Origin of the sequence: Pantoea sp. GbtcB22 (assembly GCF_019091025.1) — a bacterium.
Lineage (GTDB): Bacteria > Pseudomonadota > Gammaproteobacteria > Enterobacterales > Enterobacteriaceae > Pantoea > Pantoea leporis.
Map to the genome: position 1 here is coordinate 48,824 of NZ_JAGXKB010000010.1, position 12,553 is coordinate 61,376.

Genomic DNA, 12,553 nt, shown 5'->3' on the forward strand with positions numbered 1-12,553 from the left:
GATGTTTATATGTATCATGGGCTTACAGTAACACGACGGGTGAGTGCAGAGGATTTTGACCTCTGAAAAAACTGTAATGAGAGGATTGCGATGAGTTTTCTGTTCCTGGCCGCCGTGCTGAGCGGTATTTATGGCGTGGTTTTTGCCTATGCGTTTCCAGAGGCGTTAAATCCGTTTGAATACTGGTCAGGCATGGTGCTGTGTTTTGTCGTGGCGCGCGTTTTTGGCTCCAGAGCACGCGATGCAGCGGGTGATGATGCTTTCATGGCCGTACTGAAACTGCTGATACCTTTGGGAGGCATGGGTTTTCTCGGGTATGGCCTCTGGCTGTGGAGCAATAATGAATCTGTTACAGAGGCGGGTGATCAGGCTTATGCCGTAATTGGTACGTATGATTCAGCCATCATGCTCGCTTCTATGGCGTTGGGTGTCTACCTGCTTTTAATGTCGGTGCAGATGTTCCGCCGCCGTTGAAGCCCTGCGGGCATTCGGCCCAGAGACAGGCGGTGCTGTCGCACCGCGCCTCTCTTTACGCAGCGCTTATCTCTCAACATCCCGGTCTTTCAGATCCGCTTTCGGTTTTGTATCTCGGCTTTAATGGCGGCATAAGAGATGTCGTGGGTGCTGACACAGGGTTCTGTCTCTTCCTTCCTGTCTCAGTGTCAGCTCTGTCTCATAACTCATGGCCCCCTTCGGCTCCCCGGCAAGCCGGGTCGTCAGCCCGACTGCGCTAACCGGTAAACCGGCAAGCTACGCCGAACCGCTCGGGTGCGTTTCGGGCCTGCGGCTAGGGTCTGATGGCAATACGGCAGGTTGATTTTCGAGACTCACTCAATTATCCCTATTTATGATCTATCGAATGATGTCCACGCCTCAGATTGGATGACCGCCACCTGAAACGACAGCAAGTACGTTTGGGGACGATTCGGCTAAACCAATACGCTCAAAGGTCGATAACCCATGATGGCTTCTTGCGTTACGGATGGACTTAGGGGCGTAGCGCACTATTTAAAATCACAAAAGGGATCTCGTTTTGTTGAAAAAGTTGGTTACCGGTCAGTTGAGTCTGGCGAATACGTTCTGGGGATGGGGCTTTTGCGGTGGGGTCTTACTCGGCATCATGCGCAAGTTGGCCATCTATACAGAACACCCGGCATTCGTACCGCTGTCTTACATCCTTAAAGTCGTGTTGTTCAGCGCCGTGCTTTCCGGGCTGACGTACATGCTTCGCCGAAAAATCACCGTGCTGGGTACCATTGCTTTTGTGATTGCGCTGGTGGAGGTGGTGTTGTGCGGTGTCATGGCTTACTGGCTCTTCCCGATGTTTTTCTATTGAGGGGCGTTACAGCGGCGAAAATACACCTCTGGTAAAGCGTTACCAGGTTGGAATAACTTCCCCGTGAACTCCCGTCAGGCAGGATGCTGCTTTTTTAGCCCTGACGCCTCAGCGTGTCAGTTTCAGAACTTGTCCTTGCGGGTAAAACCGGACAGCACGGTGTATTTTATCGATGTGTTATCCGCGCTGATCACCTTAAATCGTGCGCCTTTATAGGTGATAACATCATTGCCTTTAGCATCAATGGTAAAGTCGGTCGCTGTTTCTCCGCGTGTGGCCGACGCCTCACGGTAGGTGAATTTCATTACGCCGCCTGCATTCCCGTTGTAATCAATACTTTTAACGGTCGTGTTACCCACCATACAGACGCCATCCGGCACGCGCTTGATGGATATCTCAGACGATGCATACGTTGTGTTGTTCGGGAGACTAACCGCATTCTTAGCGGCATCATAGGTGACGTAGTCTTTGTACATCACGACGCTGCCATAGATGTTAACCAGCCCTATAGCCAGTGGGTTGGCGAAGTTACGGTATACGTCTCCACTGACATGACAATACGTCCCGGCCGAGACAATGGAAAAGCTGCCTTTAGCGCTGCCTAACTCCAGCGCGTCCCCGACAAGCGCCGTCGTGGATTTAATAACAGGATCGCCCATGTAAGCGGTACTGGTCTCACCAGGAGCAGGTTTAACGTATTCAACCCCGGTGGGGAGCGGGGCGGGTGGCGTCGCACATCCAGCAAGCATGACCGGTAACGTGACTGACATCAGCAGATGTAGTGATTTCATGAAATTCCTTTTATCCCAGAAAAATGAGTCAATTAAGATAGAACACAATCCGGCGAATGCATAATCCAGTGCGGCTCCATTAAATGAGCCCTTCTGCTAATGCATTCAAGATCAGCGCACATCTCAGTTTGCTGCGCTCAACGTCATCTACAGAGGATGAGAAATGACTGAACGCAATATTTTTGGCGAGTTGTTGCAGGGGATGCAGGAGCTCCGGGATTATCAGGAAGGGAACATCACGCTCAAATCCCCTAGGGTAGCCAGGCGTCCACCAGCCACCCTCACACCAGAATGGGGACCAGGGCCGTACCCGGCCGAATGCCCAGACGGTGTTACTGTTCCGGATGGGGCAGCAAAACCCAGAAAGGCTTAAAACGCTGACCGGTCTTTGATAGAGGATTGAAAAGGTTCAGCGCCTGTGCGTTTATCTTTATTCTGACATCACACATTTTGTTATTGAGGCTGAGAACCGGATGTCAGTCACAGGAGTTTTTCTTGCAGAGTCTGATGATTGTCCCGCGCCTGTTACCGGAGGTTCGAGCAGGGCATAAGCTGCACACCATCCGCTGGCGCGAACCTGAAATTGTGCCCGGCCCTATGCTTTACGTGAATACGCAGGATGCCTCCGATACGATACAGGTGGTGGTTACGTGCGTTGAGACAATAAAGCTGTCCGATGTTGCTGACAGGATGGGAAAAGCGAAGGAGTGGCCGGATGATGTGCTGCTGCAAGGCATGCGTGAACACTATCCTGCCATTGAGATGGACTCAACGGTGAAGGTTATTCACCACTTGCTGCCTGATGTCTGAACCTGAATTCCATCCGGGTGCACGGCTGTAATTTACGCATGCATCACGCCACGCACACGTGGTGGCTACTCAGTGTTCTACCTTCATAGCGGTGGATCATCAGCATCGGGGGCTCATGCGCAGCAGGCACGGTATCTGAACCCAGCCATAATGGATTTGCCGGACAGACAGAACCACAGATACTCGCCGGAATACCGGCAAAGGTGCCAACGACAGGGCGATGAACGTGGCCAGAGGCAATCTCTAACAGCCTGGCTGGGGACCGCCTGATAACCGCCTCTAATCCACTGAGTCCACGGCACATCGTCTCATCGAGGGTAGGGATGCCTGATGTGAAGACATGATGATGCATAAACACCATCGCTGGTGTATCACCTTCCGCAGCCAGGTTCTTCTCAAGCCAGTCCAGATGCTCTGTCACGTCGCCGTAGTTTTCATCACTGACTGAAGTGTCCAGTCCTATCAGACGCATACCATGTGCATTGTGAATGAAATGCATTGCGTCTTCAGCAGCGTCCAGTTCCCAATGATCCTTTCCCCACACCTGTCGCATCAGGTCGCGGTTATCCGCATTACCCGGTAAAACAAGCGCAGGGTAAGACTGCGTATTCAGCATCGCTGCTATCTGTGCGTATCCTTCCGGCCAGTTCCCGTCTGTCAGATCACCGGTCAGCACCAGTATATCTGGCTGCAAAGGTCTCAACCATGAAAGCACACGCTCAAAACGGTTCAGATGGTCGTTATCTGGTGCGGCATGGATATCAGTAATCTGTGCGATGAGCATGGCAACCTTACCAGGGTGGGTTCCGGTCAGCGAGAACTGGACTGAGGAGGGCGAGTAGAAGTAACACAAAACATAGCATGTATGTACGGGCTGTCAGGCTTGCCTGATATACCTTACAGGCTTATCCGCGCTGTTTCAGCTTGACCTCAGGCTACTGCGATGATGCCGCAGATGGCCCATTAATTCCTGATTATCTCTTATTGGTGCCAGGTAATGGCGATGACCATTCGGATCCCCGGCAAGTGGGGGCGTCAGTCTGACGGAGCTAACCGGCAGACAGGTAAGCTCCGCCGAATCGCGGTGGCGCGTTTCGGGCCACGGAATATTGCTCATCCGGTTTTAACTGCCGCCAATAAGATGTGGACAGCGTAGGTTGGCATCCCAGTTGGGTTTGATTTCGTTCTTAAACTCGTTGAACACCTTGCTCGGGTCGGTATTCGTCGTAATGCTGTAGTTAGCCGGGATTTCACGGGCACCGTAGTTCAGGGCCACATAATAACGCTTGCCGGGCTGTGGGATCAGGGGTATCCATTGGATCTCGGTGTAACCGTCATGGTTATATTTCATATCACCATCAATCTTAGCGAATTTGCCGCCGCCGTGGATTTGCTGGAAAGCAACTAATTTGCCTGGTGGGATCTTGCGTGAAATCACGCTGCCTACAGCACCGAATACGCTGGAATCCAGTTCGTAGCGCTCGACTCTGTCATAACACGCACCCTTTTTCTCATAAAAGGAGACATACAGCGTACCTGTCTCACCTTTTCTGTGCTGGACGACCAACGTCGCGGCATCTTTCCCGGAATAATCTTTGTAATCAAGTGGGAGTAAAGCGCTGCAGCCGGACAGTGTCGGAACAGACATTATCGCAGCCAGCGGTAGAATTTTTATTCTGAATAACAGCATACCGATTATTTCCCTCTAACAAATCACTGCTGTTATCGGCAAACTCAGGGAATACTCCAGATTTTGGGCTTAAAATAGAGGCTCAAAGCCGGTGCTGCCGCACCGGTCATCTCCCTTCGCCTGCTCTAACTCTCTGCGTGGCGAAGTCTCTCGATTATCTTTACTGTGATTAACTTCTCTCTCTTGCCTCTCTTCTTTCTTTAGCAGTTAAGCCTTGTTGTGTGCAGCAGCTGCGTCCCCGGTTTGCTAATAATTCAACCTGAAAGCGTTACCACCCTGATGGCCCCCTTCGGCTCCCCGGCTGGCCGGGTCGTCGAGCCCGACTGCGCTAACCGGCAAGCCGGCAAGCTCCGCCGAACCGCCAGAAGCGGCGTTTCGGGCCTGGCGGCTAGGGTCTGATGGCAACGACCAAATCAACCCCTGCAGCGGGCGTGCGCCCGCGCGTTCACTGGCCACAAACAGATGTGGCCGCTAAGGACGCCCGCCTTGCGGTCGGGTGTGTGCCGGCTCATTTCCGGCTCGGTGGTCATGTTGCGGTTGGTCCCACGCGGCGGGCGAATCCAAGCACAGTCATTCGTCAGTCACCAGGGTGAAATGCACGCCGGAGGCGCCCTGGTCACTGCCGCCTGCCCGTACTTCTCAGCCCTTTGCCGCGAGGAACTCACCGAAACATGAATTAACCACCTGACAGGAGATGCAGCATGCACACAAACAACGTCAACGTCGCCGCTTCAGAATCTTCCAAAACATGGGTGAAAAGCCCGACAGCGCTCTGGCTTGAGCGTAAAAATGACCTGCTGTTTCGTCTCGCCGGGATTGAGGGTGAGCTGCTCATGTTTGATTCACTGGATCACTTGGGTGTTGAGTGGGATGAAGAGAACGATCTGCTTTACTGCGCGCGTGATGCGGCCATTACCGTTGAAAGCCTGTCAGAGATAGGGGCTGTTAACTCTGAGGCAGTTTATGAAATGGTCAAGTCCGTTGAGGCGCTGGCAATCAATTGTGGCCGCATTTTCTGGTGGGATATCCATCCGCGTACGCTGCCAGGTCTGCAAACGTTTTTAGAACAGGCAGCTGGTGGGCGTGAAAAATTTGTTGCCGTTGAAACGGAGAAACAGAAGCCATTCAGTGTGGACGTGGAAGGCCGTGCAGAGTATCCGGAAGACGACCCGATTTTCGGCACCTACTGGCGGGACAGCACCATGCATCTGGGACGCGCCTGGAGTATTGCTGAGGCAATGGCTATTGCTGCCGCTGCCTGGCTTGAAGATGAATGGGACGCGCGCAAAGAAGATCACGACTATTACGACAGCGATTTCGGGCGCGATATGGGGCCGGTCAGTTTTTCTCCGCGCATTATCATCATCCATGACAGCGAGCGCCGCAGAGTGCTGACCGGGGATGCGAGAAAGATGACCTGGTATGCGCACGTCACCGATCCCGTCGAAATTGCCCGCATCGCAGAAGAGCAGCAGGTGCTTCGCGAGGAAGCCGCAATGGAATCAGGTTGGGACAACTTTGAAACAGCCCGTCAGCTTCGCGTACAGGCAGATAAATTAGGTGCACCGGTTGTTGATGCGTCTTGGCTGGGCAACTCAGACGTTAATGCGGCGCTCGCTGCCTTTGTCCGTCCCGAGCACAAAACGTGGGGTGCACGGCTTAACACCCGTGGTTTATCGCCGTTTATGGCGGCTGATATGACGTCTCTGATTGCACTGAGCGACCGCACTTCGCAGTTATCCCGTAGCGATCGTTTTGAAGCGCTGCACAGCGTGGCATTGAGCATTGCCGGGCACGTGAGCGAATCAGTCACAGACTGGTCACTCCGTTGCCCGAAGATCCCGGCGGCGGTGATCTGTGCCTGGCTCCTGACGAGAGAGATTGTCACTGAGCTGTTTGGTGATAATGGAGAAATGGTCTGGGAAGACATAAAGGATTCTCTTGTCTCTAACCTGTATGAAAACAGACTTGCTCACTAATATGAGGTCAGCCGGGAGCGGGGCGGGGGGAAATCCTGCCCGCTTCAGGCGCTCTCAAAAGCGGGCGGCCCTGCGGGCCGGAGAACACCGGTGCTGACGCACCGGTCAACCCCCATCGCCTGCGCTTTATCTGTGCGGGGCGCTGTCTCTACGTTGTCGCTTATCTCTTTCATTTCTCTTACTTCTCTCTCTGCTTTCTGTAGCGGTTAAGTCTTGTAGTGTGCAGCCGCTGCTTCTCCGGTTTCCTGGTCATTAAATCTCAAAACATCAACAAACGGATGGCCCCCTTCGGCTCCCCGGCAGGCCGGGTCGTCGAGCCCGACTGCGCTAACCGGCAAGCCGGTAAGCTCCGCCGAACCACCAGAAGCGGCGTTTCGGGCCTGACGGCTAGGGTCTGATGGCAACGGCCAATCCAACCCCTGCAGCTGGCTCTCGCCAGCGCTTTCACTGGCCACAAACAGACGTGGCCGCTAAGGACGCCCGCGTTGCGGTCGGGTGTGTGCCTGCTCATTACCGGCGCGGTGGTCATGTTGCGGTAGCTTCCACGCGGCGGGCGAATCCAAGCACAGTCATTCGTCAGTCACCAGGGTGAAATGCACGCCGGAGGCGCCCTGGTCACTGCCGCCTGCCCGTACTTCTCAGCCCTTTGCCGCGAGGAACTCACCGAAACATGAATTAACCACCTGACAGGAGATGCAGCATGCACACAAACAACGTCAACGTCGCCGCTTCAGAATCTTCCAAAACATGGGTTAACGGCCAAAAAATCTGCGTCAGTGCAAACGACCTGCGCACGCGCTGATTGAGGCGGGGCACAGGGCGCTGCCACGTCTGACGGGTTCAGAGGGCGGCATGACGGCGCTGTACGACATGGGAGAGAACACTGCCGGGCGTTATCTCATTGCCAGTCGTGAGCAGGTCTTTTATCGCACGGACTCATATCAGAAGGCCAGCCGGGAGTATATCCGTCGGGCTTCTGAGGTGCGGAACGAGGAAGTGCAGAAGTTTCTGGCGGCCTTCGATGCGGCGATTGAGGCTGGGCTTGATCACTACCAGGCCAGTGACGTTGCGCGTGGTTTTCTCACGCTAGAGAAAGCCCTGAATCCTGAGCGTGCAAATCAGGAAACTGCCAGTGGCGTTGATGCCGGACTTAACGAGATCCCTTTCTGAAAGCGTGCGGCGGCCTGCCTCAGCGGGTCGCGCTTTCATCTTTACCGACTTAAGGAAAACTGAAATGAAAATGCAAAATGCGCAGGCAGTAGTCATTGGTCAGGTTGTCAGTACGGTGCTCTACAATCGCGGTCGTGGGGTGGTGTTTGCCATCCACGGCGAGCAGAAAACGGCTTCAGTGGGAACGCTTTCAGGTGTAGTTTCATATGGCGGAAATGCCACTTTTGATATTGCGTTCGAGAGCGGAACAATATCCCGGAGGCTGCCCGAAAGCATTCTGCACGGCAGGCAGTGGAGTATATTTCCGGAAATAAAAACGCCGGAAGAAGTTGAGCGCATAGTTAAAAATGCGGAAGCGGAAGTGCGCCGGGAAGAACTGGATCGGGAGGCAGAAGAGCAACAATATCGTGCTGAATGTGAACGCATGAAATCCGCACCGGAATATTCAGACCTGTCGCAGGAGAAAAAAGGAGCGGTGCAGGTGACGAAAAATATTCGCAAAGAGCTGAAGGCGAAATTTCCGGGCGTTAAATTTTCTGTTCGCAAGCGAAGTTATGACAGCGTCAGCGTGAACTGGACAGATGGCCCGACGGAAGAGCAGATAAAAGAGATAACGTGGAAATACCGGGACAGTTATTTTGACGGGATGCAGGATATGTCTGTTTCCTGCTCGTCTCCGTTCAATGAAATTTATGGCGGGGTAGGCTATGTCTTTGTTGACCGTGATTACTCAGACGCAATGAAACTGCAGGCTATCGGGATCCTTAAAATCAAATACGATCACCTGCTTGATGGGGAAGAGGTTTCTGTTGCCCGGTACAATTCTGGCGAACTCTGGCGTATCCGTCCGGATTACTTTGGCCATGGTCAGGGCATTCAGGGTGAAATAAATAAGATACTTGCGGTAACCAAAGCGTAAGTAAGAAGGAGTCGAAAGGCTCCATTTTTTTGCCTCGCTTTTCTGTCGGAAAATTAAAGAACGAGAGAGAGAAGTGATTTACATAACTATCTCGTATAGAGAATTTTGAAATTTTATATCGCGACCCGGGTTGCCCAGTTCCGGTATTGAACCGTCACGGGCAATTCTGCGCGGTGACGTTCAATGTTGTCTGAGGATTAACCGGCGCGCAGAAGTGGATAACTGTTCTCTCGCCTACAGGAGAAATAGATAACGGGCATCAGCCCACGGGCACGCGGGGGATCTTTCCGGCCTTGATCCCTTTATAATGCCCGTCGATGATCATTGCGTAGTTATAGCGATTCTTGATCGTCACTGGGATATTCTTCATTCCGGCGTTGTACATTCCCACCGCCAGCCACGTGGTTCCGTACTGATTGAAATTTCGTCGCAGCAGCATCGCCCCGATGTAAATATTGAGGCACGGATCGGACAGCAGCTTTTCTTTGCTCAGCCCCGGGTATTCCTTTTGTAATCCGCGCATGGTGACCGTATTAATCTGCATGATGCCGTAATCGCTGCTTCCCGGTTTCCCGTCCTTGGAGAAATTGGTATTTACGGCCGCCGGGTTATAGCGCGATTCCTGCCAGGCGATAGCCCGAAGGTAATCCGGATCAATGGAGTACCATTCACCTGCTTTAAAAAAACAGTCCGCTTTTACGCTGGTCGGGATAATGCCTGTAACCAGCAGGGCAGCAGCGTACCAAAATAGTCGCATTGCGGCTCCGGTTTTGAAAAGGCCAAAGGTTGTTGCTCTCAATAATATCATAAGAAAGTGATTTTTACACACCACTCGCAAATTAATATTTGTCTAATTATGCATTCCAGATCAGTGAGTTAACGTGAAATCGTAGAGAATTTAGGCTGATGTTTAGTTACCAGATGGTAACCTTTTGGAATCCAGAAGGTTTTTTTAAGGTTACCAGAGGGTTTGTTATAACTATATCAGTAGGTTAGAATATTTTTAGGTTAGATGGTTTCCATATGGTTACCCAATTTAAAGGGGCCTGTTACCTGATGGTTGTTCAAGGAAGCCGACATAAATCCTTCCAGATGAACTGGTCAGATGTGTTCTTCTGATGCGTAAATAAAAATGAGAGTGAGAAACAAATATGAATGACGATAATTCAGGTAAGCGTAATCGGGTAAATCTTACGATCCCTTTTTCCCTGCTGGAAAAGATCGACGGGCACTTAGAAAAAAAACTGGAAGACGGTGAGTCGCGCGATACGGCCAATCGCTCGGCATTCGTAATGGAAATGTTCAAGCTCGGACTTCGGGTTTATGAAAATAAAATCAACAAAGATGCCTCTGAGAAAACGCTTGACCAGAAGCTGGAATTCATTGCTAAAAACGTTCTCGTCAGCGGTTTTATCACTGACGCTATCTTCGGCGTCCAGAAGGAAACTGTTGATCCCAGCAAGGTTATTAAGAATGAAATGGTTCTTGATCCTGAGTGGGTTAAGGCTGTGAACGAACGCGTTGCCGGAAAGTTGCAGGAGTATTTTAAATAAACCTTTATTGTGTCTGGTTCTTTCTCTCCGGCACCAGACTTGATTACTCAGTTATTATCACTGTCTTTCGAATTGTCATCCTTTTCCTGTAGCGCTTTGAGTTCTCTCTTCTGCGCTTCCCGAATATAGCGTCGCAGGGTCAGCGCATTGATACCGTATTGGGTATAAATCTGTTTACGGGTGTGCCCGTCGATTAAAACAGCATTGACGGCCTGATCGCGGTCGCGTTTAGAAAGAGGGTTCCGGTTATCGTATTTAACCCGCTTTTCCTGAATGTCAGGCGAATGCTTCTTTTCCTTCCAGGCGTCCTTCACTGTGGAAACCGTAACACCAAGAATATCCGCCGTCTGCTGCAAGGTTTTTCCCTGCACGCGCAGCCGAATGACTTGTTCTTTTAATTCTTCCGGAACGGGTCGGTAATCCTCGCGCGTGCCGATGTGTTTAATCAGCGTCTCTGCGGTAATGCCGTACTCGGCGAGAATATCTTTTCTTAGCGCTCCGTCCTCTAATTTTTTCTGAATGTTTTGAGCATCACCGGGCGTCAGCTTCTTTTCGCGTTCCCGGGGCGTTAAAGCTTTACCGTCGCGTTCCGCTATTTTTCGGACAGCGTAATACACGGCGGCGCGGGTGATACCGAAAGTCTTCTCGATTTCATCAACGGTTATTTTCGGGTCCGCGTGATACATGGCCGATATTAACTCCCACTGCTTCCAGCGCAACGCCATCGCCGACATTCCCTTGCGGGATTTAATCAGGTTATAGACGTAGCCTTCAGAACATTTTTGTTCTTCGCAGATATCCCTGACGCGCCAGCCCAGCGTGACACGCGCCATGACTTTTTCGGGATCGGGTCCGCCTTTTCTTTTTTTCGGCCTGGAAGGCGGTGTGTCTTTTACTGCCGGTGCAGGCAGCGCGGATATTACCGGAGGGGCGTCATGTTTATTTTCAGCCTCTGCATCCGGTTCGATGAACACGGATTTATTCAGGCTGTTATTTAATTTACGCGCCAGCCAGAGGTTCACCGTGGGGCGGCGTAACGGGGTGACTAAATCCCGGTTTATCAGTATCCAGGCGTCCGGCACAACAGTGTCTGAATAATAGGGATAGATAATCTTCCTTACGCGTTCAGCAAGGATTTTCACCTGAGAGGAATAGGCATATTTACTCAGCACGGACAGGAAAGGGTAGGTGACGAGCTGGCAGGCGTAGAAGTGGCCTTTCGGTGTGTTGACCTCAAACCAGCCGGGATCGCGTATGTAATGCAGCAACGCTTCGTTCAGAAGGTTACTTAAGTCGGCCTCATCATTTGTCCTAAAAATCTCAGCCGTGACGCCCGCCGGATCGGCGATATGAACAACCAAATCGGCAGTCTCAGCCATGATTTTTCATTTCCATTCAATCGGTTAGTGACTTAAGTGAAATCGCTCACCTTAACGATAAATGAAATTGATCAGTAAGATCAATAACTTATATTGAAGTGTGTGATCGTGGAGCGTAAAAAAACGTCAGCCAGTTAAGAAATCGTAAGTTTCTGTTTCAATCCCATAGATATGTAAAGGAGGCGTAATCAGAAAGAACAAAATTTGACTTAAGTCCATCAGGACAACGACAAACGATAGTTCAACCGACTGATCATTATATCTCTAACTGAGGAAAAAACCTATGAAGGGCTCTCTCTCTTCGTCTGTAACTTACTGCCGCAAGGCAGGGGCGGTAGCGTGGAAAAAACTGAGTACTACCGCGCTGCTTTCTGCACTGGCGATCCTGGCTGTTTCTGTGATGCCCGCCCACGCTCAGGACTACTTCGCCGGGGCCAAAACTGATGTTACGGATACGTTCGGCGGAAACTCCGCTGTCGTGTATATCCTTTATGTGATTGAGATTGCATTCATCGCTTTCACCTACATCAAAACCAAGAACCTGGCGCTGTTCGGTAGCATCGCGGCGCTGCTGGTGTTTGTGAACGTTGCCTTCAACGTTATTCCTGCTTAAAGGCTGCTTATGGATAAACGTGACCGGTATACCTGTGCGGCTACGTTTTCCGAGCAAAAGCGGTTCGTGGGGCTGCCACCTGATGAGTTCTGCCTGTACGTGCCGCTGGCACTGCTGGCCATCTTTCTCAACATGTGGATTTTTGGCCCCACGCTCTTGGCCGCCGTGGTTGGAATACGTCACCTCAAGAAAGGCCGTGGATCTCAGTATCTTCTCAACCTTGCGTACTGGTGCCTGCCCACCTCAGTGATGCGCTTCTTTATCAGCATCCTGCCCGACAGCTACAAACGGCACTGGGTCGCCTGACCCTCTC

At 51.7% G+C, this 12,553-nt stretch carries 14 protein-coding genes; 9 read left to right on the plus strand and 5 right to left on the minus strand.

From position 1 onward, the window contains the following. Positions 1-90: 90 nt before the first annotated feature. Together KVT28_RS22530 and KVT28_RS22535 are read left to right on the plus strand one after the other, a co-directional pair. Positions 91-474, plus strand: a complete 384-nt coding sequence (locus KVT28_RS22530; RefSeq protein ID WP_217550209.1) for a hypothetical protein — start codon at positions 91-93, stop codon at positions 472-474. Between the two features lie 559 nt (positions 475-1,033). Next, a complete protein-coding gene (locus tag KVT28_RS22535; protein WP_217550211.1) occupies positions 1,034-1,336 on the plus strand; it encodes a hypothetical protein in 303 nt (100 codons plus the stop codon). Positions 1,337-1,458: 122 nt separating this feature from the next. Here the strand turns inward: KVT28_RS22535 and KVT28_RS22540 are convergent, their stop codons facing one another. Continuing rightward, positions 1,459-2,127, minus strand: coding sequence for a hypothetical protein (locus KVT28_RS22540; RefSeq protein ID WP_217550212.1), 669 nt, complete (start codon positions 2,125-2,127; stop codon positions 1,459-1,461). Between the two features lie 495 nt (positions 2,128-2,622). Here KVT28_RS22540 and KVT28_RS22545 point away from each other — a divergent pair, with 495 nt between their 5' ends. Next, positions 2,623-2,937, plus strand: a complete 315-nt coding sequence (locus tag KVT28_RS22545) for an ASCH domain-containing protein (RefSeq protein WP_217550214.1) — start codon at positions 2,623-2,625, stop codon at positions 2,935-2,937. Between the two features lie 43 nt (positions 2,938-2,980). Here KVT28_RS22545 and KVT28_RS22550 read toward each other — a convergent pair whose 3' ends face one another. Beyond that, entirely contained in the window at positions 2,981-3,721 is a 741-nt protein-coding gene (locus tag KVT28_RS22550; RefSeq protein WP_217550216.1) for a metallophosphoesterase, read from the minus strand. Positions 3,722-4,060: 339 nt separating this feature from the next. After that, a complete protein-coding gene (locus tag KVT28_RS22555) occupies positions 4,061-4,627 on the minus strand; it encodes a hypothetical protein (RefSeq protein WP_254633617.1) in 567 nt (188 codons plus the stop codon). Between the two features lie 701 nt (positions 4,628-5,328). Between KVT28_RS22555 and KVT28_RS22560 the strand changes: the two genes are divergently transcribed. The 3 genes from KVT28_RS22560 (at position 5,329) to KVT28_RS22570 (ending at position 8,695) form a co-directional block, all read left to right on the plus strand. Continuing rightward, complete coding sequence (locus KVT28_RS22560) at positions 5,329-6,606, plus strand: hypothetical protein (RefSeq protein WP_217550218.1); 1,278 nt, start codon at positions 5,329-5,331, stop codon at positions 6,604-6,606. 852 nt (positions 6,607-7,458) lie between these two features. Continuing rightward, the gene (locus KVT28_RS22565; protein WP_217550220.1) at positions 7,459-7,776 is read left to right on the plus strand and encodes a hypothetical protein; all 318 of its coding nucleotides are present in this window, start codon (positions 7,459-7,461) and stop codon (positions 7,774-7,776) included. 64 nt (positions 7,777-7,840) lie between these two features. Continuing rightward, positions 7,841-8,695, plus strand: a complete 855-nt coding sequence (locus tag KVT28_RS22570) for an LPD29 domain-containing protein (protein ID WP_217550222.1) — start codon at positions 7,841-7,843, stop codon at positions 8,693-8,695. Positions 8,696-8,954: 259 nt separating this feature from the next. Here KVT28_RS22570 and KVT28_RS22575 read toward each other — a convergent pair whose 3' ends face one another. Then, complete coding sequence (locus KVT28_RS22575; protein WP_217550224.1) at positions 8,955-9,452, minus strand: lytic transglycosylase domain-containing protein; 498 nt, start codon at positions 9,450-9,452, stop codon at positions 8,955-8,957. Positions 9,453-9,846: 394 nt separating this feature from the next. On the opposite strand from KVT28_RS22575, the gene KVT28_RS22580 reads away from it, so the two are divergent. Continuing rightward, positions 9,847-10,248 carry a hypothetical protein gene (locus KVT28_RS22580; RefSeq protein ID WP_217550226.1) on the plus strand — a complete coding sequence of 134 codons (402 nt, stop codon included), beginning with the start codon at positions 9,847-9,849 and terminating at the stop codon, positions 10,246-10,248. A 47-nt stretch (positions 10,249-10,295) separates the two neighbouring features. Here KVT28_RS22580 and KVT28_RS22585 read toward each other — a convergent pair whose 3' ends face one another. After that, positions 10,296-11,627, minus strand: a complete 1,332-nt coding sequence (locus tag KVT28_RS22585; RefSeq protein WP_217550228.1) for a hypothetical protein — start codon at positions 11,625-11,627, stop codon at positions 10,296-10,298. Positions 11,628-11,910: 283 nt separating this feature from the next. Here KVT28_RS22585 and KVT28_RS22590 point away from each other — a divergent pair, with 283 nt between their 5' ends. Together KVT28_RS22590 and traL are read left to right on the plus strand one after the other, a co-directional pair. Beyond that, positions 11,911-12,240 carry a type IV conjugative transfer system pilin TraA gene (locus tag KVT28_RS22590; RefSeq protein ID WP_182058953.1) on the plus strand — a complete coding sequence of 110 codons (330 nt, stop codon included), beginning with the start codon at positions 11,911-11,913 and terminating at the stop codon, positions 12,238-12,240. A 9-nt stretch (positions 12,241-12,249) separates the two neighbouring features. Continuing rightward, positions 12,250-12,546: a type IV conjugative transfer system protein TraL gene (gene traL / locus KVT28_RS22595; protein ID WP_217550230.1), complete on the plus strand. Its 297-nt coding sequence runs from the start codon at positions 12,250-12,252 to the stop codon at positions 12,544-12,546. The last annotated feature ends 7 nt before the right edge of the window (positions 12,547-12,553 follow it).